The organism is Streptosporangium sp. NPDC020145, assembly GCF_040631275.1.
Taxonomy (GTDB): Bacteria; Actinomycetota; Actinomycetes; order Streptosporangiales; family Streptosporangiaceae; genus Streptosporangium.
The window spans coordinates 64225-88351 of record NZ_JBEXZT010000009.1 but is presented as its reverse complement, the minus strand read 5'-3'; the positions used below and the strand labels follow the sequence as shown (position 1 = coordinate 88351).

The following is a 24127-nucleotide window of genomic DNA, read 5'->3' as shown; positions in this document are numbered from 1 at the left end:
CATATGCGACCTCCGACCCACATCCTCGTGGTCAACGGCATCAAGGTCCGCCAGCCGGTGTTCGTGCTCGCCGCCCCGCACTCCGGTTCGGATCTGCTTGCCCGGGCCCTCAAACGCTCCCCCGGCTTCCACGTCACCATGGGACGCGCCTCGGTGACCCATGTCGTGTACGCCTTCGCCAGGCGGCCCTCCATCACCCGCAGGGGCATGGGCGCGACCCGGGTGCTGCGCGACGCCCTGGCCGAGTCGTGGCAGATCGTTCCCGGCGCGTGTCGGGAGTGCCCGGCCCCCTGCCGGGAGGCGGGCGGGGTGACCGGGGAGGGCCCGTGCGTGACCTCCGGCTCCGTCGCCCGGTTCGGCGACGCCAGTCCCGACCTGATCTACAGCGCCTCGGTGCTGCTGCAGGCGTTCCCCGACGCCAGGTTCGTCCAGCTCATCAGGGACGGCCGTGACGTGGCGGCCGACATGATGGCCGACCCCGCGGCGCTCTCGTGGTTCAGGCCCGCCATGCTGAGCGAGGAGACCGAGTTCCCCAACCCCTTCCTCGGCGTCAACTCGGGCGAGCACGGGGAGCGCTGGAAGGCCATGCCGACGGCGGGCAAGTGCGCGCTGCGCTGGCGCAGCGCCGTACGCCTGTCGGCCACGCTCCACCGGGAGCTGCCCCGCGAGCAGCTGCTGACCCTGCGCTACGAGGACCTGGCCGCCTCCCCCGCCGAGGCCGCCCAGGGGCTGTCCGACTTCCTGGGCACCCGGGTCTCCAAGGTCGCTCTGTACGGCAGGCACGCGCCACAGGTCGGCGTCTGGCACACCCGGCTGCGCGGTACGGACGCCGAACTCGTCGGGAAGGTCGCCCGCGAGGAGCTGACCCGGCTCGGCTATCGCTGAGCCGTCACTCCCGCGGCCCCGAGGGGGAGCTGAACTGGGTGCGGTGGAGCTCCGCGTAGAGCCCTCCCCCGGCCAGCAGTTCCTCGTGCCGGCCCCGTTCCACGACGCGGCCGTCCTGGACGACCAGGATCTGGTCGGCCTCCCGGACGGTGGACAGCCGGTGGGCGATGACCAGCGAGGTCCTCCCGGCCAGCGCGGTCTTCAGGGCACGCTGCACCGCGGCCTCGGACTCGGAGTCCAGGTGCGCGGTCGCCTCGTCGAGCACGACCACCCTGGGTGCCTTGAGCAGCAGCCTGGCCAGCGCCAGGCGCTGTTTCTCCCCGCCGGACAACCGGTAGCCCCGGTCGCCGACGACGGTCTCCAGGCCCTCGGGCAGCGCCTCGACCAGGTCGGCGATCTGCGCGGCGCGCAGGGCCTCCCAGATCTCCTCCTCCGTCGCGTCCGGCCTGGCGTAGGAGAGGTTGGCCCCGATGGTGTCGTGGAAGAGGTGGGCGTCCTGCATGACGACGCCGACGCTCTCACGCAGGGAGGCGAAGCCGACGTCGCGGACGTCGAGGCCGTTGATCCTGACCGTGCCCTCGTCGGCGTCGTAGAGCCGGGAGACCAGGCTGGTGACGGTCGTCTTGCCCGCCCCCGAGGGACCGACGAGCGCGACCATCTCCCCGGCCCTCGCGGTGAAGGAGACCCCGCGCAGCACCTCCTGGCCGGGGGACGTCTCGGGACGGGCCACCGTCTCAAGTGAGGCGAGCGAGACCTCCGAGGCCGCGGGGTAGCGGAAGCGGACGTTCTCGAACTCGACGGTCACGGGCCCCGGCGGGACGGCGACCGCGTCCGGCCGTTCGGCCACCATCGGCTTCAGGTCGAGCACCTCGAAGACCCGGTCGAAGCTGACCAGGGCGGTCATCACGTCGACGTGCACGTTGGACAGGCTGGTCAGCGGGCCGTACAGGCGCATCAGGAGGGCGGTGAGCGCGACGAGGGTGCCCAGCTCGAAGGCGCCGCCGACGGCCAGCACGCCGCCCACGCCGTAGACCAGGGCGGTGGCCAGCGCGGCGACCAGGCCGAGCGCGACCCGGAAGACCGTCCCGTACATGCCGACGACGACACCGACGTCACGCACCCGGCCGGCCCGGCGTCCGAAGGCGTCGGCCTCCTCCTGCGGCCTGCCGTACAGCTTGGCGACGGTGGCGCCCGCGACGTTGAACCGCTCGGTCATCATGGAGCTCATCTCGGCGTCGAGCTGCATCTGCTCGCGGGTGAGCCCCGACATCTTCCTGCCGACCCACCTCGCGGGCAGGAGGAAGAGCGGCAGCAGCACCAGCGCGACGAGCGTGATCTGCCAGGACAGCACCAGCATGGCGCCCAGGACGAGCACCAGCATGACCACGTTCGAGACGACGGAGGACAACGTGCTCGTCAGCGCCCGCTGCGCGCCGATCACGTCGCTGTTGAGCCTGGAGACCAGGGCCCCGGTCTGGGTGCGGGTGAAGAAGGCCACGGGCATGCGCTGCACGTGGTCGAAGACCTCGGTGCGCAGGTTGTAGATCAGGCCCTCACCGATCCTGGCGGAGAACCAGCGCTGCGCCAGCGTCAGCGCGGCGTCGGCGACGGCCAGCGCCGCGATGACCCCCGCCAGGGTGACCACGACGCCGGAGCGGCCCGGGGTGATGCCGTCGTCGATGATGGCCTTCATCAGCAGCGGGTTGACGATCACGATGACGGACCCGGCCACGACCAGCGTGAGGAAGGCGAGGATGTGCCGGGTGAAGGGGCGCGCGTAGCCCGCGATGCGTCTGACCGTGCCCGGCGCGAGCCGCTCCTTGGTCACCGAGCTGTCGCGCCGCAGGGAACGCATCGTCTGGGGGCCGAACCCCCCGCCCATCATCGTCATGTGGCCTCCTCCGCCGGTGCGAGCACCGTGGCGGGCCCTGGCATTCCCTCGTCAGCTCCCGGCGAACAACGCCCTGACCCGGGCGATCTGCTCCCGGCGCTCGGCGGCGCCCTGTTCCTTGAGCGTGCGCTCCCGTGCCCCCTGGAGCAGGCGTTTGGTCGCGGTCGCGGCGCCCCTGTCGACCGACAGCAGCGCGGCGGCCAGATCCCGTACGGCCCGCGTCAGCTCCTCCCCGGCGACGACCAGCTCGGCGAGGCCGAGGGCGACCGCCTCCCGCGCCCCCACGGCACGGGCGGTGAGACAGATCTCAAGGGCTCTGGGCAGGCCGACCAGGTCGACCAGTGGCTTGGTGCCCGTCAGGTCGGGGACCAGCCCGAGGGCGGGCTCCCTCATGCACAGTGTGGCGTCTTCGGCCAGGATCCTCAGGTCACAGGCCAGGGCCAGCTGAAACCCGGCTCCGATCGCGTGGCCGTTCACGGCGGCGATGGAGACGATGTCCGGGCGGCGCAACCACAGGAATCCCCGCTGCGCCTGGGCTATCCGTTGTTCGAAGGTCGAGTCGTCGGCCGCCGCGAGAGTCGCGAGCGAACCCTGACCCGGGATGCCCTCGGGGTTGAGCAGACGCAGGTCGATGCCTGCCGAGAAGGACGGCCCCTCACCTCGGACCACGACGATCCTCACCTGCTGCGGCAGGGAGTCACCGATGCGAGCCAGCTCGGACCAGGTGGCGAACGTCTGTGCGTTACGCCTCTCCGGCCGGTCCAGCGTGATCGTCGCGATCTCGCCGTCCACCTCGAAGCGCAGACCGGCCTCCTCGTGAGAGACCTTCTCCGCGCTCCCCCCGATCGCCGCTTCCGCCATCGCCCGCTCCAGCTGTCGTTCGTACGTCTCGCCCGAGCCTATCGACTCTCTAGAAGGAGGTTCTACAGGCCCGAGCGGGACGTGTCAGCGGAGGACGAGCGGCTGCGGTCGCGCGTTTCCGAGGCGGGGTCAGCGCTTCGACTTACCTCGGGTGGCGCCGCCGCGCCCACGCAGAGTCACACCGGACTCGCTCAGGATGCGGTGGATGAAGCCGTATGACCTGCCGGTTGAAGCGGCCAGCGCCCGGATGCTCTCACCGGCGCTGTAGCGCTTCTTCAGATCGGCGGCCAGTTTTTCACGGTCGGCCCCGGTCACCCGGGTGCCCTTCTTGAGAGTCTCGGCCACGAGTACCTCCTGTAGTGCCAGACTTCCGCAGCGTTACTCACGCCATGATCAGTCATTTCTGCGAGATCGGCTACCTACTCCATGGGAAAAGATCCGTACCCGCTCAAATTAAGATCAGGCAAGTGCCACAAGATCGGAAAATTCCTCGCTCCAAGCGTCTTCAACTCCGTCTGGTAGCAAGATCACCCTATCGGGTCGGAGAGCCTCTACAGCCCCCTCATCATGCGTAACAAGGACAATCGCCCCAGAATAGGATCTTAGTGCAGAAAGAACCTGCTCCCTGCTGGCGGGGTCGAGGTTGTTCGTAGGCTCGTCGAGCAGCAGGACGTTGGCCGAGGAGAGCACCAGCGTGGCCAGGGCCAGCCGCGTCTTCTCCCCACCGGAGAGCACTCCCGCGGGCTTGTCCACGTCGTCCCCGGTGAACAGGAACGAGCCGAGGACCTTGCGCAGGTCGGAGTCCGCGAGCTCCCCGCCCGCCGAGCGCATGTTCTCCAGCACGCTCCTGTCCGGGTCGATCGTCTCGTGTTCCTGGGCGTAGTAGCCCAGTTTGAGCCCGTGGCCGGGCTTGACCTCGCCGGTGTCCGGCTCCTCCAGACCGCCCAGGATGCGCAGCAGCGTGGTCTTGCCCGCGCCGTTCAGGCCCAGGATGACGACCCTGCTGCCCCTGTCGACGGCCGCGGCGACGTCGGTGAAGACCTCAAGCGAGCCGTAGGACTTCGACAGGCCCTCCGCGCTGATCGGCGTACGGCCGCAGGGGGCGGGCTCGGGGAAGCGCAGCTTGGCGACCCTGTCACTGCGCCGCTCGGCCTCCAGGCCGGACAGCAGCCGCTCGGCGCGGCGCTGCATGTCCTGCGCGGCCTTGGCCTTCGTCGCCTTGGCCCGCATCTTGTCGGCCTGCGACATCAGCGCCGAGGCCTGCTTCTCCGCGTTGGCCCGCTCGCGCCTCCTGCGCTTCTCGTCGGTCTCCCGCTGGGTCAGATAGGCCTTCCAGCCGACGTTGTAGGTGTCGATCACCGCGCGGTTGGCGTCCAGGTGCAGGACCCGGTTTACCGTCGCTTCAAGAAGCCCGACGTCGTGGCTGATAATGATCAAACCACCTTGATGCGATCGCAAAAAATCACGAAGCCACCCGATTGAGTCTGCATCGAGGTGGTTTGTCGGCTCGTCAAGAAGGAGAGTCTCCGCTCCGGAGAACAGGATGCGGGCCAGCTCGACCCGCCTGCGCTGCCCTCCTGACAGTGTCTCCAGCGGCTGTCCGAGCACCCTGCCGGGCAGTCCCAGGCTGGAGGCGATCGAGGCCGCCTCCGACTCGGCGGAGTAGCCCCCAAGGACGTGCAGCCGGTCCTCAAGACGCCCGTAGGCGCGCACCGCGCGGTCCCTCGTGCGCCGGTCCTCCGAGGCCATGCCATGCTCGGCCTCGCGCAGCTCGCGCAGGACCTCGTCGAGACCCCGCGCCGACAGGATCCGGTCGCGGGCCAGCACCTGCAGGTCACCGGTGCGCGGGTCCTGCGGCAGGTAGCCGACGGAGCCTGAGGTCGAGACCGTGCCCGCCGCGGGGAGGCCCTCACCGGCCAGCACCCTGGTCAGGGTGGTCTTGCCCGCGCCGTTTCGGCCCACCAGACCGATCTTGTCACCGGGGCCGACCCGGAACGAGGCCCCCTCGATGAGCAGCCGGGCCCCGGCGCGGAGTTCGATGTCAGAAGCTACGATCATGGTTGGAGAACACTCCCAGAATGGACGTACACGGGCTCACCTCACTGGCCGAACCCGCCGCCGCCCTGTGTCTCCCGGCTCCGGCCCGGCTGTCTCGCCTCATCGGGGGCGGCGTCAATCGGAAGTGCGCATACCGATCAGTGTACGGCGCACCCGAGCAGCCCTGGTCTCCCCGAAGCCGCCGGTCCGGCGGCCTCGACCTGCCCCGGCGGTCCCGCGCCGGATCGCTCAGCCGGGATCGGTGACCCTTATCCTGACGGCGCGGAACTCCGCCGGGGTCCCCGCGAGCACCACGAGCCGGGGGTCGGGCACCGTCAGGAACGGTCCCGTCTCCAGCGCGAAGACCGGCGCGAGCCTGCGGTCGGCGCGCAGCGCGTCGACCGCGCGCCTGTCGCCGCCGAGGATCACCGCCTCCAGCTCCGCCACGTGCGGCCCGAGGACGCGCAGCGCCACCTCGGCCGCCGCCTCGTGCGCCTGGCCCACCTGCTTCTCCCTGCGCCTGGCGAATCTCTGCTGGGACCACCCGCCCGCCGCGCTGCGGCCGTGGACCTGCCGCGACCCCACCTTGGAGGACAACAGCTCGTCGCCCTGGAAGACGCCCGCCGCGTGGCCGCCGAGCCGTACCAGCAGGACGCCGACCCGGCGCTCGGTGCGCGCGTGGGTGATGAGGCGCGCCAGCGGGCCACCGCCCGAGGTGGTCAGCGGCGGGAAGGGCACCTGACACTCCGCCGCGGCGCCGTCCGCGCCCAGCAGCCGCACGACCTCCTCCCCGGCCGTCACCGAGGGCGGCCCGTGCCGCTCGGCGAAGCCGTCGATCCAGCGGCCGATGCGGGCCGGGCCGACGCTGACCCAGCGTCCGCCCCCCTTCGCCGGTCGTGACGTCATATGACGGGACACTACCGGCTCCTGTCCGGGCGAACCGCCTTCAACGAACGGCGAAATATCGGTGAACATCATTGAACGTCGCTTATGCGGTTGCTGACGATGGTCCATTCTCTGTACGTGTCGAGCAGAACACATCTCCTCCCGCCGGGCACCGCGACGGCCGCCACAGCGGCCACAGCGGGGTCCACAGCGGCGTCCGCCATGGACGCCACCCCGATCGTCGACCTCGACACCGGAGGCGTCATCGCCCTCCAGGCGCCTGGCGACGGTCACGGCAACCTCTCCTCCGCCGTCCGCACGGTCCTGCAGATCTCCAGGAGTGAGGCGCTGCTCCCCCTGGTGCTTCCGATCCCCTCCTCCGCGGTGATCGGTGGATCGGCCGCGCTGGCCCCGCTCCATGAGGCCCTGCGCACCGCGGGCCGCAGGCCGCGCGAGGTCATCCTGATGGTCAGGGGCGACTTCGCGCAGGTCGAACGCCAGTCCCTGATCACCGGGCTCGACGGGCTGCGCGCCATCGGCTACCTGATCGCGGTCGGCGACCTGGGCACCGCCCACATCCCGCTGGACCTGCTCACCGACGCGGCACCGTACCTCGCCGTGCTCTCCCCCGACCTGGTCGCCAAGATGCCCCGCGACCCACGTCGCGCGGCCCTGACCGAGTCGCTGGCCACGTTCTCCCGCGGGATCGGCGCCCATGTCCTGGCCCCCGGCGTGTCCGAGGAGGCCCAGCTGACCGCGCTGCGTTCCTGGGGGGTACGGCTGGCGCAGGGTCCGCTGCTGGTGCCCGGCCCTTCGGGGAGGGTCCACGTGCCCATCGCGGCCCCGCGCCAGGAGCCGTCGCAGGCGCTGCTGGGCCCCCGCGTCCAGGAGTTCCTGCTGCCCGCCATGACCCTGCCCGTCGAGGCGACCGCGGAGGACGTCGTCGAGGCCTTCGGCACCGACCCGTCCATCACCAGCGTGATCCTGGTGGACGAGTACCAGCGGCCGAAGGGCAGTCTCGACCGCAGCCGGTTCCTGCTGTCCATCGCCAGCCGCTTCGGCCACGCCCTGTACGGCAAGAAGCCCGCCCTACGCCTGGCGGACCCGCCTCGCAACGCCCCGAAGACCACCCCGGTGATCGCCGCCATGCAGGTCGCCGGACGCGACGCCGAGCGTGTCTACGACGATCTGGTCGTCGTGGACGAGTTCGGCCGATGCATGGGCATCGTCCGGGTGGCCGACCTGATCCGCCAGGTCGCCGCGCAGCGCTGACATCTTTACACCGTAGATCATCAGGCGAGCGCCTCGGCCCATCGGGCGGTGTCGGTGATCTGGACCAGCCCGGCGATCAGCCCGTCCCTGAGGCGCAGGTCGTGGACGAAGGCCGCCTCGTGCGCCCTGCCGGTCGCACGGGCGGTCCCCCGGTAGTGCCCGAACACCACGGCCCGCTCCGGCTCCGGCCAGACCTGTTCCTCGGCGTGGGGCACGCTGTCCAGGTGCGAGAAGACCACCGCCCAGCAGTCGCGGAGCATCGCCTCGGGGCCGGCGTGCGTGCCGCCGACCCCCAGCGGCATGCCCGCGCTCACGGTGCCCACGAACTCCGGATGGAGCGCGCCCAGGATCCCCTCGGGGTCGCGGGCGGCGAACCCCCGGTACAGACGGTCGACCGCGTTCACCTGAACCTCCAATAGTTCTAGAGAGTGCTATCTAGAATAGCAGTCTGGATACCTCACGGACGAGAAAGGACAGGGAAGCGGACTCCAGACACTCGTCGCGAGCCCAAAATAGGGATATTGATCCACAAAAGGGATTTAAGGCGACATGACCAAGGGTCATCCAGAGAAACCGCCAAGCGGCTATGCCACTTAAATCACCGTATGCTACTACTTAGGGCAACCTAACTTGACGACCATCGGAGAGCGACCATGGCAGAGGGCAGACCGGCGCGTAAGACCATCCGTGGCCAGGTGAAACGGGTCGAGTGGATCACCCCGCACATGATCCGGGTGGTGCTCGGCGGCGACGGACTCGCGGGATTCGGCGCGGGCGCGTTCACCGACCACTACGTCAAACTCCTGTTCCCCCCACACGGGGTAACCTATTCCGCACCATTCGATCTGGAGCGGATTCAGGGCGAACTGCCCCGCGAGCAGTGGCCGACCACCCGGACCTACACCGTGCGCTCGTGGGATCCCGAGACGCTCGAACTGGCCATCGACTTCGTCCACCACGGCGACAGCGGCCTGGCCGGCCCGTGGGCGGCGGCCGTACAGCCCGGCGAGGAGATCCACTTCTTCGGTCCCGGCGGCGGCTACGCCCCCGACCCCGAGGCGGACTGGCACCTGCTCGTCGGTGACGAGAGCGCGCTGCCCGCCATTGCCGCCTCCCTGGAGCGGCTGCCCTCCGGTGTCCCGGCCCACGTGTTCGTCGAGGTCGCGGGCCCGCAGGAGGAGCAGCGGCTGGACTCCCCCGGCGACACGAAGATCGTCTGGTTCCACCGGGGCGACGCCCCGGTAGGCGAGGCGCTGGTCACCGCGGTGCGCGAGCTGGACTTCCCCGAGGGAACCCCGCACGCCTTCGTCCACGGCGAGGCCGGCTTCGTCAGGACGCTGCGCCGTCACCTGCGGGCCGAGCGCGGCATTCCGCTGTCGCGGCTGTCCATCTCCGGCTACTGGCGCGTCGGCCGCGACGACGAGACCTGGCGCGCCGTCAAGCAGGACTGGAACCGGCAGATCGAGGAAGAGGAGGCCGCGACCCTGCCGTCCTGACGCGGGCGGGCCGATCAGAGCCACCCCTGCGCCTGGGCGCGCCGTACCGCCTCGATGCGGTCGCGGGCCCTGGGCCTTCCGGATGGCCGAGGACAGGTGGTCGCCGACCGTCCCCTCTGGCGGGTGCGGGCTCAGCGCGATGTCACCGACGGCCGAGCCGTCGGCCGCCGCGGTCAGGACGTCACGGCCAGGACGTCGCGCTCCCCGGGCGAGAGCGGATTGGGCCCGGCACTCGGCGTGGCGGCGGCCGGTCCCGGGCCGATGACCCGTTCACCCGCGCGGACCCCGCGGATGGCGGCGGCGAGTTCACGGGCAGGGCCGTCCTTCACCGGGAAGGCCGCCGCTCCTGCCTCCATCGCCCGCCGCGGGCGGCCGGGACGGCCGAAGGTCGTCAGGATCACGATCCCGGGCAGGGCCGCGCGGGCACCCGCCCCGGCGGTGATCCCGTCCCCTGACGCCGTTCACGGGAGCGGGCCCGCCGACGGCGTCAGTGCCGGTGATCCGGCGTTGACGGTGACATCTGCCAGAAGGCCCGCACCTCGGACGAGGACGAGAGGAGCCGGTTCAGACCCGGCAGGCGAAGATCGCGGTGACCAGGATGGCCTTGGCGCCGATCTCCCAGAGCTGGTCCATCACCTGCTGGTGCCCCTTGCGCGGCACCATGGCGCGGACCGCGACCCAGCCCTCCCGGTGCAGCGGGGAGACCGTGGGCCCTTCCATACCCGGGGTCAGGGCGATGGCCTCCTCGATGCGCTCGGCCCTGATGTCGTAGTCCATCATCACGTAGTCACGTGCCATCAGCACGCCCTGCAGCCTGCGGACGAGCTGCTGCACCCCGGGGCTCTCCCCGGCGCCGATCCGCTTGATCAGCACGGCCTCCGAGGTGGCGATCGGCTCGCCGAAGACCTCAAGGCCGATGTTGCGCAGCGTGGTGCCGGTCTCGACGACGTCGGCGACCGCGTCGGCGACCCCCAGCCGGATCGCCGTCTCGACCGCGCCGTCCAGCTTGATCACCCGGGCGTCCACGCCCTGTTCGGCCAGGTAGGCGCCGAGCAGGCCGGAGTAGGAGGTCGCGACGCGCTTGCCCTTGAGGTCCGTGACCGTGGCGAAGGCGCCCGGGTTGGCCGCGAAGCGGAAGGTCGAGGCGCCGAAACCGAGCGGCATGATCTCCTCGACCTGCGCGCCCGAGTCGTGGAGCATGTCACGGCCCGTGATGCCGGCGTCGAGGGTGCCCTCGCCGACGTAGACGGCGATGTCCTTCGGACGCAGGAAGAACAGCTCGCAGGAGTTCTCCGGGTCGACGACCACGAGTTCCTTGCTGTCCTTGCGGGGACGGTATCCGGCTTCCTTGAGGATGGTCTGGGCGGCCTCGTTGAGGGCGCCCTTGTTGGGAACGGCGAGACGGAGCATGGTGGTGGCTTTCCTTGACGGATCTGCGGTCATGGGAACGTGAGCCGGGCGCACCGGCTCACAGATGCCTGTAGACCTCGTCCAGCCCGATCCCCTTGGCGAGCATGAGAACCTGCACGTGGTAGAGCAGCTGGGAGATCTCCTCAGCGGCCCGCTCGTTCGACTCGTGCTCGGCGGCCATCCAGCTCTCCGCGGCCTCCTCGACGACCTTCTTGCCGATGGCATGGACCCCGGCGTCCAGCGCGGCCACGGTGCCCGACCCCTCGGGGCGGGTCCGCGCCTTGTCTGACAGCTCGGCGTACAGCTCTTCGAAGGTCTTCATGGTCTCTCTCGGCGTCGTGGGATGTCGTTGCCAAGCCTAACGGCCCCGGGGACCACCACGGATGGGCGTCCACGCTCTGGACACGGCCGCGTCCCCTCCCACCCGGGCATATCACCGTGAAACGCCGGACGGGGCCGGTACGGCGTGTGCCGTACCGGCCCCGTCGGGGTGTCGTGGAAAGGTGCGGGACGCTCAGCGCCCGTGGTAGCCGCCGCGCCTGCCGCGACTGTCGGGACGGCCGCCGGAACGGGACTCCCCGCCCCGGAACTCGCCGTTGCCGCCGCCGCTGCGGAACTCACCGCCGCCGCTGCGGAAGCCGCCCTGGCGGTCACCGCGGAACGGCTCCCTGCGCTCGCCACCGCGGTAACCCTCGCGGTCGCCGGTGGGGCGCTGCTCGGAGGACCTGAAGGGACGCTCCCCGCGGAAGGGGGGACGGTCGCCGCGGAACGGCTCCCTGCGCTCACCACCGCGGTAGCCGCCGCCGGTGCCGCGGCCCTCGGAACGACGCTCGGGGCGCTCAGTGCGGAAGTCGGAGTGCTCGGGACGCTCGGCGCGGAAGGGACGCTCGCCCCGCCCGCCTTCGCCCGCGGAACGCTCGCGCGGCTGGTAGCCCTCGCTGCCGTGGCCGGGACGGTCACGGAAGCGCCGCGGGCCGCGTCCGCCGCCGAAGCCGCCGCGCCGCTCGCGCTGCTTGGCGACCGGAGCCGCGGGCTCCCAGACGGGGATCGACTCGCCGCTGGGCTGGCGAGCCCCCGCGACCTCCTCAAGGCGGGGGTGCCCCGGGGTGGCCTTGAGCCGGAACGGCTTGATACCCGCGCGGCGGGTCATCGCGTCGGTCGAGCGGCGCTCGTTGGGGAGCACCAGCGTCATGACGGTGCCCTTCTCCCCCGCGCGCGCCGTACGGCCGCCACGGTGCAGGTAGCTCTTGTGGTCCTGCGGCGGGTCCACGTGCAGCACCAGGCTGATGTTGTCGACGTGGATGCCCCGGGCCGCGACGTCGGTGCAGACCAGGACGTTGATCTCGCCTTCCTTGAACTCGGCGAGGATGCGGGTCCGCTGGTTCTGGCGCTTGCCGCCGTGCAGGCCTCCGGCCTTGACGCCGACCTGGGCGAGCTGCTTGCACAGGCGGTCGACCCCGTGCTGGGTGCGCACGAAGATGATGGTGCGGCCCTCACGGTTGGCGATCTCGGCGGTCACCGGGAACTTGTCGTCGCGGTGGACCTCGAGCACGTGGTGCTCCATGGTCTCGACCGAGGAGGCGGGCGGCGCCATCGAGTGGGTGATCGGGTCGGTGAGGAAGCGCCGCACCAGCTTGTCCACGTCACCGTCGAGGGTCGCCGAGAACAGCAGGCGCTGGCTGTCGGGGGGCGTCTGCTGCAGGATGGCGCTGACGACCGGGAAGAAGCCCAGGTCGCACATGTGGTCGGCCTCGTCCAGGATGGTCACCTGGACCTCGTCCAGGGTGCACTCACCCTGCTGGATCAGGTCGGTGAGGCGGCCAGGGGTCGCGACGACGACCTCGACGCCGCGGCGCAGCGCCTCGATCTGACGGCCCATGGACATGCCGCCGACGACGGTCTTCATCCGCAGCGACAGGCCACGGCCCAGCGGCTCAAGCGCGTCGGTGACCTGCATGGCCAGCTCGCGGGTCGGCACCAGGACGACCGCCAGCGGACGGCCGGGACGGGCCTTGCCTCCGGCGATGCGGGCCATCATGGGCAGGCCGAAGGCCAGCGTCTTGCCCGAACCGGTCTGGCCGCGCCCGAGGACGTCGTTACCGGCGAGGATGTCGGGGATGGTGGCCCGCTGGATGGGGAAGGGGCTGTCGATGCCCTGACGGGAGAGCCCGTTCACCAGCGGCTTGGGCAGGCCGAGGAGGGTGAACTCGGACACCTCTGAGGGGGCCGCGGAGACCTCGGCGACCTCGGTGATTTCGGGCAGGGCAGCGTCAAGCATGGTCACGAAGATTCGTGCCTTTCGATAGAAGGACGGGGGCACGTCACTTCTGCGAAAGGACGAGCCTGGAACGCGTGGCCTGAGGCCACGCTCGATCTACGCCCACTGTGGGGGCGGTGGTGCGGCGCAAGTCGAGGCGCACCGCACGAGACGGGTGAATATTACCCGCACGCAGTCAAACCACGATCAAGCATACCCGGCGTTCGCAGTGCCGGGTCCGGCCGGGGCGTACGGCACGGGCCGACGCTTGTCCGTTACGAAGTCAACGCTCCGCCGCCGGGCCTTTCTTCCCGGCCCGGGCATTCTCTCACACATTCCGGTACGGCCCGCACCCGTTTTTCCGGGCGCGGACCGTACCGGAACGCCGATCAGACGTTGAAACCGAGCATGCGCAGCTGCTCGCGCCCCTCGTCAGTGATCTTGTCGGGACCCCACGGGGGGAGCCAGACCCAGTTGATCTTCACATCGGAGACCATGCCGTCCAGGGCGGAGTGCGCCTGGTCCTCGATGACGTCGGTCAGCGGGCAGGCCGCGCTGGTCAGCGTCATGTCGATGGTGGCGATCGGCGGTCCGCCGGCCTCGGTCTCGTCCAGGTTGATCCCGTAGATCAGGCCGAGATCGACGACGTTGATGCCGAGTTCGGGGTCGACCACGTCCTTGAGGGCCTCCATGACCTCGTCAAGGGTGGTCTCCCCGTCGTACGCCGAGGTCGGCGTCTCAACAGGCTTGCTCATTCGCTACTCCTCACGACCGCGTCCTTGTAGGCCATCCAGGCGAGGAGCGCGCACTTGACCCGCGCGGGGAACTTGGCCACCCCGGCGAAGGCGACGGCGTCGCCGAGGACGTCCTCGTCTGCCTCGACCTGACCCCTGCTCTGCATGAGCCGGGTGAACTCCTCCACGACGGAGAGGCTTTCCTCGACCGTCGACCCGGTGGCCAGCTCGTACAGCACCGAGGCCGCCGCCTGGCTGATCGAACACCCCTGGCCGTCGTAGGACACGTCCTCGACCTTGCCGCCGTCGCCCAGTTTCACGCGCATGGTGATCTCGTCGCCGCACGTCGGGTTCACATGGTGGACCTCGGTGTCGTACGGGTCTCGAAGTCCCCGCCCCTGGGGATGCTTGTAGTGCTCCAGGATCAGCTCCTGGTACATGGACTCGGCGATCATCTGGGCTGCTCCGGCATGGCTAGGCGAACACCTTCCGCACGTGGTGGAGGCCGCGGACCAGGGCGTCGATCTCGGCCGGGGTGTTGTAAAGATAGAAGGAGGCCCGCGTCGTCGCGGGAATCCCGAACCTCAGGTGCAGCGGACGGGCGCAGTGGTGCCCGACCCGCACGGCCACCCCGAAGTTGTCATCGAGGATCTGCCCGACGTCGTGCGGGTGAATCCCCTCAAGGGTGAAGGAGACGACCCCGCCGCGCTCGTCGAGGTTCCCCGGGCCGATCACCCTCAGCCCCTCGACCTCCTTCAGGGCCTCAAGCGCGTAGCCGGTGAGCTCGCGCTCATGCCGGGCCACGGCGTCCATCCCGATCGCCGTCAGGTAGTCGAGCGCCGCGCCCAGGCCGATGGCCTCGACGATGGGCGGGGTGCCCGCCTCGAACTTGTGCGGCGCGGGGGCGTAGGTCGAGTGGTCCATCCAGACCGCCTCGATCATCTCCCCGCCGCCCAGGAACGGAGGCATGGCGTCGAGCAGCTCACCACGCGCCCACAGCACACCGATGCCCGAGGGGCCGACGGCCTTGTGCCCGGTGAAGGCAAGGAAGTCGACGCCGAGCTCGGTGACGTCCACCGGCCGGTGGGGCACCGACTGGGAGGCGTCGAGCATCGTCAGCGCGCCGACCTCACGGGCCCTGGCGACCACCCGGTCGACCGGGTTGACCGTGCCGAGCACGTTGGACTGGTGCGCGACGGAGACGATCCTGGTGCGTTCGTTGACGAGCTCGTCCAGGTTGGACAGGTCGAGACGGCCCTCGTCGGTGACGGAGAACCACCGCAGCGTGACACCGGTGCGCCGCGCGAGCAGCTGCCAGGGCACGATGTTGGAGTGGTGCTCCATCTCGGAGATGACGATCTCGTCGCCGGGGCCGACCCGGAACCTGGGGTCGTCGCCGGCGGGGTTGCCGAAGGCGTAGGCGACCAGGTTGAGCGCCTCGGAGGCGTTCTTGGTGAAGACGATCTCGTCACGGCTCGGCGCGCCGACGAAGGCGGCCACCTTGTCGCGGGCCCCCTCGTAGGCCTCGGTCGACTCGGCGCCGAGCACGTGCATGGCGCGGCCGACGTTGGCGTAGTGCGTGGCCAGGTGCTCGCGCATGGTCTCGATGACCTGCGTCGGCTTCTGCGAGGAGTTGGCCGAGTCGAGGTAGACCAGCGGCCTGCCGCCGGGCAGCTCGCGGGAGAGGGCGGGGAAGTCCTTCCTCACCCTCTCCACGTCGAATCCGGTTTCCATCAGGCGGAGGCCTTCACGTAGGCCTCGTACCCCTCGGCCTCCAGCTTCTCGGCCAGCTCGGGACCGCCCTGCTCGACGATGCGGCCGCCCGCGAAGACGTGGACGAAGTCCGGCTTCACGTAGCGCAGGATGCGGGTGTAGTGGGTGATGAGCAGCACACCGGTCTCACCGGAGGAGCGGAAGCGGTTGATGCCCTCGGAGACCACCCGCAGCGCGTCGACGTCGAGGCCGGAGTCGGTCTCGTCGAGGACGGCGATCTTCGGCTTGAGCAGTTCGAGCTGGAGGATCTCGTGGCGCTTCTTCTCGCCGCCGGAGAAGCCCTCGTTCAGGTTGCGCTGGGCGAAGGCGGCGTCGATGGACAGCGCGTCCATTCCGGCCTTGAGGTCCTTGGCGAACTCGCGGAGCTTGGGGGCCTCGCCGCGCACCGAGGTGACCGCGGAGCGCAGGAAGTTGGAGACGCTGACGCCGGGGACCTCGACGGGGTACTGCATGGCCAGGAACAGGCCGGCGCGGGCGCGCTCGTCGACCGTCATGTCCAGCAGGTCGGCGCCGTCGAGCAGGACCTGCCCGCCGGTGACGGTGTACTTCGGGTGACCGGCGATCGCGTAGGCGAGCGTGGACTTGCCCGAACCGTTGGGGCCCATGATGGCGTGGGTCTCGCCCGCCCGCACGGTGAGGTTGACCCCGCGCAGGATCTCCTTGTCCTCGACCGCGACCTGCAGGTCACGGATCTCAAGGGTGGAACCCTGGTGGACTCGGCTCGAATCAGACACTGTTACGACTCCTTCGAGAGCGAGACGAGAACGTCATCGCCGTCGATCTTCACTTGGTAGACGGGGACGGGCTTTGAGGCGGGCGGGCCGGTGGGCTTGCCTGAGCGCAGGTCGAAGCACGAGCCGTGCAGCCAGCATTCGAGCGTGCCGTCGTAGACCTCGCCCTCGCTGAGCTTCACCTCCGCGTGGGAGCACACGTCGTGCAGGGCGTAGACCTCGGCTCCCCTGCGGACCAGGGCGACCGGTGTCTCCCCGACCTCGATGCCGATCACCCCGTCGTCGGGGATGTCGGTGATCTTGCAGACCTTCTCGAACGTCACTTCTCCAGCTCCGCCTCGACCTTGGCGAACACCCGCCGGCGCAGCTCGTCGAGCTCGATCTTCTCCAGGAGCTGCGCGAAGAAGCCCCTGATCACCAGGCGGCGGGCCTCGTCGAACGGGATGCCGCGGGCCTGGAGGTAGAAGATGTGCTCGTCGTCGAGACGCCCTGAGGCGCTGGCGTGACCGGCTCCCGCGACCTCTCCGGTGAGGATCTCCAGGTTCGGCACCGAGTCGGCGCGGGCGCCGTCGGTGAGCAGGAGGTTGCGGTTGAGCTCGTAGGTGTCGGTGCCCTCCGCCTCGACCCGGATGATCACGTCGCCGATCCAGACGGCGTGCGCGTCCTCACCCTGCAGCGCGCCCTTGTAGACGACGTTGCTCCTGCAGTTGGGCTTGGAGTGGTCGACCAGCAGGCGGTGTTCGAGGTGCTGGCCCGCGTCCACGAAGTACAGGCCGGTCAGTTCGGCGTCGCCGCCGGGCCCCTCGTAGGAGACCGAGGGCGAAAGCCGTACCAGGTCGCCGCCGAGGGTGACCACGAAGCTGCGGAAGGTCGCGTCCTTGGCGAGCAGGGCGTGGTGGTGCGAGACGTGGACGGCGTCGTCGTCCCACTCCTGCAGGCTGACGACCTTGAGCGTGGCGCCCTCGCCGACGACGAACTCGACGTTGTCGGCGTAGACCGCGCTGCCCTGGTGCTCGATGACGACGACGGCCTCGGCCATCGGCTCCAGCCTGACCAGGGTGTGGCCGTAGGCCGGGCCGTCGCCCGAGCCGGTCACGGTGACGACGGTCGGGGCGGAGGCGACCGCCTCGCGCGGCACGGTGATGACGGTCGCCTTCTCGAAGGCGGCGTAGGCCTGGGCGCTGACCCGGTCGGCGGGCACGTAGGCCCTGCCGAGCCGCTCGTCGTCACGGCCCACGGTCTCGACCGTGACCTCGGGGGCCGCCTCGATGCGGACCACGACTCCGCCGGAGGCGGCGGCACCGGTGTGCAGGCCCTTCAGGCGAGACAGCGGGGTGAAGCGCCACTCCTCCTCACGGCCCGTCGGGACCGGGAAGTCCGCGACGTCGTAGGAGGCCTTCTCGTGGAGGGTCGACAGGGGTTTGGTTTCGAGACCCATCAGCCGACGGCTCCTTCCATCTGCAGCTCGATCAGGCGGTTCAGCTCAAGGGCGTACTCCATGGGGAGCTCGCGCGCGATCGGCTCGACGAAGCCGCGCACGATCATCGCCATGGCCTCGTCCTCGTCCAGACCGCGGCTCATGAGGTAGAAGAGCTGGTCGTCGGAGACCTTGGAGACCGTGGCCTCGTGTCCCATGGAGACGTCGTCCTCGCGCACGTCCACGTAGGGGTAGGTGTCGGAGCGGCTGATCTGGTCGACCAGCAGCGCGTCGCACTTGACCGTGCTGGCGCTGCCGTGCGCGCCCTCCTCGATCTGCACCAGACCGCGGTAGGAGGTACGGCCGCCGCCCCTGGCGACGGACTTGGAGATCACCGTCGAGCTGGTGTTGGGAGCCAGGTGCACCATCTTGGCGCCGGCGTCCTGGTGCTGGCCCTCACCGGCGAAGGCCACGCTCAGCGTCTCGCCCTTGGCGTGCTCGCCCATGAGGTAGACGGCCGGGTACTTCATCGTGACCTTGGAGCCGATGTTGCCGTCGATCCACTCCATGGTCGCGCCCTCGTAGGCGACGGCGCGCTTGGTGACCAGGTTGTAGACGTTGTTCGACCAGTTCTGGATGGTCGTGTAACGGCAGCGGGCGCCCTTCTTCACGATGATCTCCACGACCGCGCTGTGCAGCGAGTCGGAGGAGTAGATCGGCGCGGTACAGCCTTCCACGTAGTGGACGTAGGAGTTCTCGTCCACGACGATCAGGGTCCGCTCGAACTGGCCCATGTTCTCGGTGTTGATCCGGAAGTAGGCCTGCAGCGGGATCTCGACGTTGACGTTCGGCGGCACGTAGATGAAGCTGCCACCGCTCCACACGGCCGTGTTCAGCGAGGCGAACTTGTTGTCGCCCACCGGGATCACGGTGCCGAAGTACTCCTTGAAGATCTCCTCGTGCTCCTTGAGGGCGGTGTCGGTGTCGACGAAGATGACACCCTTCTCCTCAAGGTCCTCACGGATCTTGTGATAGACGACCTCGGACTCGTACTGGGCGGCGACGCCGGCGATCAGGCGCTGCTTCTCCGCCTCGGGGATGCCGAGCTTGTCGTAGGTGTTCTTGATGTCCTCCGGAAGCTCCTCCCAGGAGGAGGCCTGCTTCTCGGTCGAACGCACGAAGTACTTGATGTTGTCGAAGTCGATCCCGCTGAGGTCGGAGCCCCAGTTGGGCATGGGCTTCCTGTCGAACAGCCGCAGGCCCTTCAGACGGAGGTCCAGCATCCACTCCGGCTCGCTCTTGAGCGCGGAGATGTTGCGGACGACCTCCTCGGACAGCCCACGGCGGGCCGCGGCCCCCGCGGTATCGGAGTCGGCCCAGCCGAACTTGTAATTCCCGAGGCCTTCCAGCTCCGGGCGGTCGGTGACAGTCACCTTCCGGTCTCCTTGCTCGTTTCGTCGATCACTTCATGGGTTGCCGGGGCGGTGCCCCGCGGGTCCGTCGCCGCGCCTGCCACGCGGCCGTCCCGGGCCCTGCCGTCCCCCCGGTGGGGACTCACGTGGGTGGTGCACACCCCGTCGCCGTGGGCGATGGTCGCCAGCCTCTGCACCGGGGTGCCGAGGATCTGCGCGAACGCCTCCGTCTCCGCCTCGCAGAGCTGAGGGAACTCGGCGGCGACGTGCGCCACCGGGCAGTGGTGCTGGCACAGCTGCTCGCCGCCGAGGCTCGCCTTGCTCGCCGAGGCGGCGTAGCCGTCCGCGGACAGGGCCTCGGCCAGGAAGCGCACCCGCTGGTCGGCGGGGACCTCGCGCAGCTCGTGGCGCAGGCGCCGGACCAGGCCCGCCACCTGTGACCTGGCGAACTCGGCGACGGCCCCCTCGCCCGCCCGCTCGGCCAGGAAGCGCAAAGCGTTTCCCGCGAGCCCGTCGTAGGCGTGCTCGAAGGCGCTGCGGCCCGCGTCGGTTATGGCGAACAGTTTCGCCGGCCGTCCTCGCCCGCGCTGGCCCCGGGGGCGTGCCGTACGGGGTTCGATCATCCCGTCGGCGAGCAGCGCGTCCAGATGGCGGCGGACGGCGGCGGGGGTGAGCCCGAGCCGTTCGCCGAGGGCGGGGGCGGTGATCGGTCCGCGTTCCAGGATGAGCCGGGCGACACGCGCACGCGTGCTGCGCTCGGCGGACACGCCGGAGAGCCGCGCGGGGGCGGCCTCTTCCGTGCCCGACATCTTGGTCACGTATTTCACAACATCAGTGTGCCGTAATTGCTTCCCCGCTTACAAACCGTCGTCCGGCTTGCGAAGAATGCGATTTATCACGCAGGTAAGGCTTACCTAAGCTGCGCAAACGTCATCCTGTGGCCTGCCCGGCCGCACACCCACGGCAGGCGTTGGCGAGAAGGCACGGGGCGGCGCCCACCGTCCCGGTCCTCTCCAACGCCCGGGACTCCCAACCCGGGCCGGGGGCCTCCCGATTCCCCGTCACGAGAAGTCTCGGCAAAGAAGTTTTTACCCGGCCGAGCCTCTCCGCGGGACCCGGCTCCGTGACGCCGTGGCGGCGGCGCCGTACGGCACCGTCACGTGTACGGCACGCCATGTGTCCGGCGTCCTTGACGCCCCGGATCGAGGACGGCCCGGACGACCGTCCCCCGGGCGGGCAGGAGGGCGTGTCAGCGCGTGCGGCGCACGAGGTCACGGGGCCGGAGCTTCGGCGCGATCCTCCCCGGGTCTCCGGCCGGGCGTGGCCGGGACGCCCCCGCGGGCGCCGCCGTGTTCCCCGGCTCAGGTCCGCCAGCGTGACCGCCCCGGTGAGTCCCTAAACTCGTGCCCATGGAATCCCCAGCCGTCGAGATCAGCGATCTGGTCAAGAGATACGGCCGCGCGACCGCGATCGACGGTCTCACGCTGAGCGCGGACCGTGGCGCGGTGACCGCGATCCTCGGCCCGAACGGCGCGGGCAAGACCTCGACCATCGAGATCTGCGAGGGGTTCCGCAGGGCCGACGGCGGCACGGTCCGGGTGCTCGGGCTCGACCCGTCCAGGCCGGAGCTGCGTGCCAGGGTCGGGGTGATGCCGCAGGCCGGAGGGGTGCCCCCGGCGGCGCGCTGCGGTGAGTGGCTGCGCCTGATGTCCCGTTTCCACGCCCGTCCGCTGGATCCCCCGGCGCTGCTGGAGCGGCTCGGCCTGTCCGAACACGTCCGCACGCCGTACCGCAGGATGTCGGGCGGCCAGCAGCAGCGCGTCTCGCTGGCCGCGGCCGTGATCGGCCGCCCCGAGCTGGTCTTCCTCGACGAGCCGACCGCGGGCCTCGACCCGCAGGCGCGGCACGCCTGCTGGGAGCTGGTCGGCGACCTGCGCGCCGCCGGGGTCTCCGTGGTGCTCACCACCCACCACATGGACGAGGCGGAGAAGCTCTCCGACCGGGTCGTGATCATCGACCGCGGCCGGGTCGTGGCCGACGGCACCCCCGCCTCGCTCACCGGTGCCGAACGGCAGTTGCGCTTCCGCGCCCGCCCCGGCCTCGCCCTGGACGAGCTGCTCACCGCGCTGCCCGCGGGCAGCGCGGCCAAGGAGTCGCCCTCCGGGCACTACATCATCGAGGGACAGGTCGTGCCCGAGCTGCTGGCGACCGTGACGACCTGGTGCGCCGCGGAGGGGGTCACCGCGGACGATCTGAGCATCGAGCGCCGCACCCTGGAGGACGTCTTTCTCGAACTGACGGGACGTGAGCTGCGGTGACCCCTCCCGAGCACGGCCCGTGTCGGACCCGCAGGAGAACGCAGTGACCACCCTGGACCTCACCCCCGCCCCCGGCGCCGCGCCGCTGAGCCGGATGGTGCTCGCGCAGACCGGGGCGGAGATCAGAGCCACGCTCCGCAACGGGGAGCAGCTCCTGCTGACGCTGGTCATCCCGGTGCTGCTGCTCGTCGGCTTCTCCGCCGCCCCGCTGGTGAACGTCGGCGGCGGCTCCCGGGTCGACTTCGTCACCCCCGGGGTGCTCGCGCTGGCGGTGATGTCGACGGCCTTCACCGGGCAGGCCATCGCGACCGGCTTCGAGCGCAGGTACGGCGTGCTGAAGCGGCTGGGCGCCACCCCGCTGTCGCGGACCGGCCTGATGCTGGCCAAGACGCTCTCCGTCGTCGCCGTCGAGGCCCTCCAGATCGTGGTCCTGTGCCTGGTGGCCCTCGCCCTCGGCTGGCGTCCCACGGGTTCCCCGTTCGCCGCGCTGCTGCTGCTCCTGCTGGGCACCGCGGCCTTCAGCGGGCTCGGGCTGCTGATGGCGGGCACGCTGCGCGCCGAGGCGACGCTCGCCGGGGCCAATCTGGTCTACCTGGTCCTGCTCGGCTGCGGCGGGGTCGTCTTCCCGCTGTCGGTCTTCCCCGACTCGGTCGAGCCCGCGCTGCGGCTGCTGCCGATCAGCGCGCTGACCGGCGGGCTCCGCTCGGTCCTCACCTCGGGCGCCGGGCTGCCGCTGGGAGCGGTGCTCGTCCTGGCCGTGTGGGCCGCGCTGACCCTCGGTCTCGCATCCCGGACATTCCGCTGGGAGTGACCCACCGGATAGGTAAGGTGTGAACGCCTATGTGGTTCGTGACACGAGGAGTTCCATGACCGCCGAAGCCCTGCAGGGGCCCGCCGAGCCGTACAAGTCCGGCATGCCCAGGCCGGGGATGCTGCTGCGGTCCGCCTCCGACGCCATCCCGCCGTCCGGGCTGGTGCTGCTGGCGATCCTGTCCGTCCAGGTGGGAGCGGGTTTCGCCAAGAACCTGTTCGCCCAGCTCCCGCCGAGCGCGGTGGTCTTCCTGCGGATCGCGACGGGCGCGCTGATCATCGGCCTGGTCGCGCGGCCCAGGCTGCGGGGGCTCAGCCGCTCCGACCTCGGGATCGGGATCGGCTTCGGCGTGACGCTGGGCGTGATGAACCTGTCGTTCTACCAGGCGCTCGCCGAACTGCCCATGGGCATCGCGGTCGCGATCGAGTTCCTCGGCCCGCTCGGGGTCGCGGTGGCCGCCTCTCGCCGCCGTCTCGACCTGCTGTGGGTCGTCCTCGCGGGCTCCGGCGTGGTGCTGCTGGCGCCGTGGGGGACCTCCGGCTCGCGCATCGGCTGGGCGGGCATCGGGTTCGCCCTGATCGCGGCGGTCTGCTGGGCGGGCTACATCCTGCTGGCCGCCGCCGCGGGACGTCGTTTCCCCGGCGCGACCGGACTGTCCTTCGCGATGATCGTCTCGGTTCTGCTGGCCGCCCCCGCGGGGATCGCGGCGGGGGGCGCCGACCTGCTGCGTCCCGAGATACTGCTGATCGGGCTCGGGGTCGGCCTGCTGTCCTCGGTGATCCCGTACTCGATCGAGATGGAGGCGCTGCGCAGGATGCCGAAGCGGGTCTTCGGCATCCTGATGAGCCTGGAGCCCGCGGTCGCCGCGCTGGTCGGACTGCTGGTGCTCGGTGAGGTGCTCCAGGCGCGTGAGTGGGCGGCCATCGGCTGCGTGGTCATCGCCAGTGTCGGCGCCACCCGGACCTCCAGGGGCACGCCGGGCTGAGCCGTCCTACTCGGGCCCGGGTTTGGCCCAGATGCCCCTGACGTGCCGGATGTGCTCGTCCATCAGCCGTTCCGAGCCCTGGCTGTCACCGGCCGCGAGCAGGTCCAGGAGCTGGAGGTGCTCACGGGCGGAACCGACCAGCGCGCCCCGGGCCGACAGGGCGGACAGGCCGTAGAGGCGGGCGCGCTTACGCAGGTCGCGCACCACGTCCACGAGGTGGGTGTTGCCCGCGAGCGCCAGCAGGTCCACGTGGAAACGGACGTCGGCGTCCACGTAGGCGAGCAGGTCACCGCGCTCGGCCGCGCCGACGATCTCCTGGGCCACGGGCCGCAGCGCCTCGAATCTCTCGGCCAGGCCCGTGTCGGCCAGCCTCGCGACCGTGGGCACCTCGATGAGTTTGCGGATCTCGGTGATCTCGTCCAGGTCGCGTTCCGACAGCTCGGTGACCCGGAAGCCCTTGTTGCGCACCGCCTCGACCAGGCCCTCCTTGGCCAGGTCGAGCATCGCCTCGCGCACCGGGGTCGCGGAGACCCCGAACTGGGCGGCCAGCACCGGCGCCGAGTAGACGACACCGGGCCGCATCTCACCGGTGATCAGAGCGGCCCGTAACGCGTGGGCCACCTGCTCGCGCAGGCTCTGCCGCTCGCCCACGGCCGGCAGGTCGAGCCGGTCCTGCGCCGAAGGAGCCATTCCCGTGCCTCTCGTCTCGCACTCGTCGACTCTTGCAGGCGGCGGACGCCGTCGAGGCCTCCCCGCTCCGTGCCCACTTTCTCGAACGCCCGGGTCCCGTGCCGTGAGGCACCGGCGACAGGTTCCCGGGTTCCCGGCCGGATGACCGGTGGTGATCATAGCGCTCCGCAGAGGGGATGGGCCGATCCTCCGCACTCGGGGGACCACTCCGCGGGCTCCGACGGCTTCCGACGCCCGGTGCGCGCCGCCGTACCCGGCGGAC

General features: G+C 70.4%; 25 protein-coding genes. 6 read left to right on the top strand and 19 right to left on the bottom strand.

All coding sequences use genetic code 11. The features are described 5' to 3' along the window. The first annotated feature begins 3 nt into the window (after positions 1 to 3). Positions 4 to 885, top strand: coding sequence for a sulfotransferase (locus ABZ463_RS18695; RefSeq protein ID WP_352013155.1), 882 nt, complete (start codon positions 4 to 6; stop codon positions 883 to 885). A 4-nt stretch (positions 886 to 889) separates the two neighbouring features. Here the strand turns inward: ABZ463_RS18695 and ABZ463_RS18690 are convergent, their stop codons facing one another. From ABZ463_RS18690 to ABZ463_RS18670, 5 genes are all read right to left on the bottom strand, one after another. Continuing rightward, entirely contained in the window at positions 890 to 2776 is a 1887-nt protein-coding gene (locus ABZ463_RS18690) for an ABC transporter ATP-binding protein (protein ID WP_352013156.1), read from the bottom strand. Between the two features lie 51 nt (positions 2777 to 2827). Next, entirely contained in the window at positions 2828 to 3637 is an 810-nt protein-coding gene (locus ABZ463_RS18685; RefSeq protein WP_362777364.1) for an enoyl-CoA hydratase/isomerase family protein, read from the bottom strand. 129 nt (positions 3638 to 3766) lie between these two features. Continuing rightward, positions 3767 to 3982, bottom strand: coding sequence for a helix-turn-helix domain-containing protein (locus ABZ463_RS18680; RefSeq protein WP_030507271.1), 216 nt, complete (start codon positions 3980 to 3982; stop codon positions 3767 to 3769). Positions 3983 to 4096: 114 nt separating this feature from the next. Beyond that, positions 4097 to 5695: an ABC-F family ATP-binding cassette domain-containing protein gene (locus tag ABZ463_RS18675; RefSeq protein ID WP_362777362.1), complete on the bottom strand. Its 1599-nt coding sequence runs from the start codon at positions 5693 to 5695 to the stop codon at positions 4097 to 4099. A gap of 228 nt (positions 5696 to 5923) precedes the next feature. After that, the gene (locus ABZ463_RS18670; protein ID WP_352013159.1) at positions 5924 to 6580 is read right to left on the bottom strand and encodes an acVLRF1 family peptidyl-tRNA hydrolase; all 657 of its coding nucleotides are present in this window, start codon (positions 6578 to 6580) and stop codon (positions 5924 to 5926) included. Positions 6581 to 6697: 117 nt separating this feature from the next. Here ABZ463_RS18670 and ABZ463_RS18665 point away from each other — a divergent pair, with 117 nt between their 5' ends. Further along, complete coding sequence (locus ABZ463_RS18665; RefSeq protein ID WP_352013160.1) at positions 6698 to 7831, top strand: EAL domain-containing protein; 1134 nt, start codon at positions 6698 to 6700, stop codon at positions 7829 to 7831. A gap of 20 nt (positions 7832 to 7851) precedes the next feature. On the opposite strand, the gene ABZ463_RS18660 is transcribed toward ABZ463_RS18665, so the two are convergent. After that, positions 7852 to 8235, bottom strand: a complete 384-nt coding sequence (locus ABZ463_RS18660) for a nuclear transport factor 2 family protein (protein WP_352013161.1) — start codon at positions 8233 to 8235, stop codon at positions 7852 to 7854. Between the two features lie 249 nt (positions 8236 to 8484). Between ABZ463_RS18660 and ABZ463_RS18655 the strand changes: the two genes are divergently transcribed. Further along, on the top strand, positions 8485 to 9327 hold the full coding sequence (locus ABZ463_RS18655) for a siderophore-interacting protein (protein WP_362777357.1): 843 nt from the start codon (positions 8485 to 8487) through the stop codon (positions 9325 to 9327). Between the two features lie 173 nt (positions 9328 to 9500). Here ABZ463_RS18655 and ABZ463_RS18650 read toward each other — a convergent pair whose 3' ends face one another. The 12 genes from ABZ463_RS18650 to ABZ463_RS18595 all read right to left on the bottom strand — a co-directional run bounded on the left by ABZ463_RS18650 (position 9501) and on the right by ABZ463_RS18595 (position 19870). Beyond that, complete coding sequence (locus tag ABZ463_RS18650; protein WP_352013163.1) at positions 9501 to 9728, bottom strand: hypothetical protein; 228 nt, start codon at positions 9726 to 9728, stop codon at positions 9501 to 9503. A gap of 163 nt (positions 9729 to 9891) precedes the next feature. Next, positions 9892 to 10737, bottom strand: coding sequence for an ATP phosphoribosyltransferase (gene hisG, locus ABZ463_RS18645; protein WP_352013164.1), 846 nt, complete (start codon positions 10735 to 10737; stop codon positions 9892 to 9894). Positions 10738 to 10795: 58 nt separating this feature from the next. After that, positions 10796 to 11059, bottom strand: a complete 264-nt coding sequence (locus tag ABZ463_RS18640; protein ID WP_352013165.1) for a phosphoribosyl-ATP diphosphatase — start codon at positions 11057 to 11059, stop codon at positions 10796 to 10798. Positions 11060 to 11251: 192 nt separating this feature from the next. Beyond that, entirely contained in the window at positions 11252 to 13015 is a 1764-nt protein-coding gene (locus ABZ463_RS18635; RefSeq protein ID WP_362777351.1) for a DEAD/DEAH box helicase, read from the bottom strand. 368 nt (positions 13016 to 13383) lie between these two features. After that, the gene (locus ABZ463_RS18630) at positions 13384 to 13749 is read right to left on the bottom strand and encodes a metal-sulfur cluster assembly factor (RefSeq protein WP_352013167.1); all 366 of its coding nucleotides are present in this window, start codon (positions 13747 to 13749) and stop codon (positions 13384 to 13386) included. Continuing rightward, positions 13746 to 14183 (bottom strand): Fe-S cluster assembly sulfur transfer protein SufU, encoded by a 438-nt coding sequence (sufU, locus tag ABZ463_RS18625; RefSeq protein ID WP_352013168.1) that lies wholly within the window; start codon positions 14181 to 14183, stop codon positions 13746 to 13748. The genes ABZ463_RS18630 and sufU overlap by 4 nt, the downstream gene beginning before the upstream one ends. A 19-nt stretch (positions 14184 to 14202) precedes the next feature. Beyond that, positions 14203 to 15462 (bottom strand): cysteine desulfurase, encoded by a 1260-nt coding sequence (locus ABZ463_RS18620; protein ID WP_362777347.1) that lies wholly within the window; start codon positions 15460 to 15462, stop codon positions 14203 to 14205. After that, complete coding sequence (gene sufC / locus ABZ463_RS18615; RefSeq protein ID WP_352013237.1) at positions 15462 to 16193, bottom strand: Fe-S cluster assembly ATPase SufC; 732 nt, start codon at positions 16191 to 16193, stop codon at positions 15462 to 15464. Before sufC ends, ABZ463_RS18620 begins: the two co-directional genes overlap by 1 nt. Positions 16194 to 16237: 44 nt before the next feature. Next, positions 16238 to 16555: a non-heme iron oxygenase ferredoxin subunit gene (locus tag ABZ463_RS18610; protein WP_352013170.1), complete on the bottom strand. Its 318-nt coding sequence runs from the start codon at positions 16553 to 16555 to the stop codon at positions 16238 to 16240. Then, complete coding sequence (gene sufD, locus ABZ463_RS18605) at positions 16552 to 17670, bottom strand: Fe-S cluster assembly protein SufD (RefSeq protein WP_352013171.1); 1119 nt, start codon at positions 17668 to 17670, stop codon at positions 16552 to 16554. The genes ABZ463_RS18610 and sufD overlap by 4 nt, the downstream gene beginning before the upstream one ends. Beyond that, entirely contained in the window at positions 17670 to 19082 is a 1413-nt protein-coding gene (sufB, locus tag ABZ463_RS18600; protein ID WP_352013172.1) for a Fe-S cluster assembly protein SufB, read from the bottom strand. The genes sufD and sufB overlap by 1 nt, the downstream gene beginning before the upstream one ends. After that, the gene (locus ABZ463_RS18595) at positions 19079 to 19870 is read right to left on the bottom strand and encodes a helix-turn-helix domain-containing protein (protein WP_352013238.1); all 792 of its coding nucleotides are present in this window, start codon (positions 19868 to 19870) and stop codon (positions 19079 to 19081) included. Before ABZ463_RS18595 ends, sufB begins: the two co-directional genes overlap by 4 nt. Positions 19871 to 20470: 600 nt before the next feature. On the opposite strand from ABZ463_RS18595, the gene ABZ463_RS18590 reads away from it, so the two are divergent. From ABZ463_RS18590 to ABZ463_RS18580, 3 genes are all read left to right on the top strand, one after another. Then, positions 20471 to 21379 (top strand): ABC transporter ATP-binding protein, encoded by a 909-nt coding sequence (locus ABZ463_RS18590; RefSeq protein ID WP_352013173.1) that lies wholly within the window; start codon positions 20471 to 20473, stop codon positions 21377 to 21379. Positions 21380 to 21473: 94 nt separating this feature from the next. Beyond that, a complete protein-coding gene (locus ABZ463_RS18585) occupies positions 21474 to 22190 on the top strand; it encodes an ABC transporter permease (protein ID WP_362777669.1) in 717 nt (238 codons plus the stop codon). Between the two features lie 55 nt (positions 22191 to 22245). Continuing rightward, positions 22246 to 23175, top strand: coding sequence for an EamA family transporter (locus ABZ463_RS18580; RefSeq protein ID WP_352013174.1), 930 nt, complete (start codon positions 22246 to 22248; stop codon positions 23173 to 23175). Positions 23176 to 23181: 6 nt separating this feature from the next. Here ABZ463_RS18580 and ABZ463_RS18575 read toward each other — a convergent pair whose 3' ends face one another. Beyond that, positions 23182 to 23865 (bottom strand): GntR family transcriptional regulator, encoded by a 684-nt coding sequence (locus tag ABZ463_RS18575; protein ID WP_362777341.1) that lies wholly within the window; start codon positions 23863 to 23865, stop codon positions 23182 to 23184. Positions 23866 to 24127 lie beyond the last annotated feature (262 nt).

What these genes read in the sequence shown, in the direction of transcription:
- ABZ463_RS18695 (WP_352013155.1), top strand. Translation starts at nt 4, where the DNA reads ATGCGACCTCCGACCCACATCCTCGTGGTCAACGGCATCAAGGTCCGC.
- ABZ463_RS18690 (WP_352013156.1), bottom strand. Translation starts at nt 2,776, where the DNA reads ATGACGATGATGGGCGGGGGGTTCGGCCCCCAGACGATGCGTTCCCTG.
- ABZ463_RS18685 (WP_362777364.1), bottom strand. Translation starts at nt 3,637, where the DNA reads ATGGCGGAAGCGGCGATCGGGGGGAGCGCGGAGAAGGTCTCTCACGAG.
- ABZ463_RS18675 (WP_362777362.1), bottom strand. Translation starts at nt 5,695, where the DNA reads ATGATCGTAGCTTCTGACATCGAACTCCGCGCCGGGGCCCGGCTGCTC.
- ABZ463_RS18670 (WP_352013159.1), bottom strand. Translation starts at nt 6,580, where the DNA reads ATGACGTCACGACCGGCGAAGGGGGGCGGACGCTGGGTCAGCGTCGGC.
- ABZ463_RS18655 (WP_362777357.1), top strand. Translation starts at nt 8,485, where the DNA reads ATGGCAGAGGGCAGACCGGCGCGTAAGACCATCCGTGGCCAGGTGAAA.
- hisG (WP_352013164.1), bottom strand. Translation starts at nt 10,737, where the DNA reads ATGCTCCGTCTCGCCGTTCCCAACAAGGGCGCCCTCAACGAGGCCGCC.
- ABZ463_RS18640 (WP_352013165.1), bottom strand. Translation starts at nt 11,059, where the DNA reads ATGAAGACCTTCGAAGAGCTGTACGCCGAGCTGTCAGACAAGGCGCGG.
- ABZ463_RS18635 (WP_362777351.1), bottom strand. Translation starts at nt 13,015, where the DNA reads ATGCTTGACGCTGCCCTGCCCGAAATCACCGAGGTCGCCGAGGTCTCC.
- ABZ463_RS18630 (WP_352013167.1), bottom strand. Translation starts at nt 13,749, where the DNA reads ATGAGCAAGCCTGTTGAGACGCCGACCTCGGCGTACGACGGGGAGACC.
- sufU (WP_352013168.1), bottom strand. Translation starts at nt 14,183, where the DNA reads ATGATCGCCGAGTCCATGTACCAGGAGCTGATCCTGGAGCACTACAAG.
- ABZ463_RS18620 (WP_362777347.1), bottom strand. Translation starts at nt 15,462, where the DNA reads ATGGAAACCGGATTCGACGTGGAGAGGGTGAGGAAGGACTTCCCCGCC.
- sufD (WP_352013171.1), bottom strand. Translation starts at nt 17,670, where the DNA reads ATGGGTCTCGAAACCAAACCCCTGTCGACCCTCCACGAGAAGGCCTCC.
- ABZ463_RS18595 (WP_352013238.1), bottom strand. Translation starts at nt 19,870, where the DNA reads ATGTCGGGCACGGAAGAGGCCGCCCCCGCGCGGCTCTCCGGCGTGTCC.
- ABZ463_RS18590 (WP_352013173.1), top strand. Translation starts at nt 20,471, where the DNA reads ATGGAATCCCCAGCCGTCGAGATCAGCGATCTGGTCAAGAGATACGGC.
- ABZ463_RS18585 (WP_362777669.1), top strand. Translation starts at nt 21,474, where the DNA reads ATGGTGCTCGCGCAGACCGGGGCGGAGATCAGAGCCACGCTCCGCAAC.
- ABZ463_RS18580 (WP_352013174.1), top strand. Translation starts at nt 22,246, where the DNA reads ATGACCGCCGAAGCCCTGCAGGGGCCCGCCGAGCCGTACAAGTCCGGC.
- ABZ463_RS18575 (WP_362777341.1), bottom strand. Translation starts at nt 23,865, where the DNA reads ATGGCTCCTTCGGCGCAGGACCGGCTCGACCTGCCGGCCGTGGGCGAG.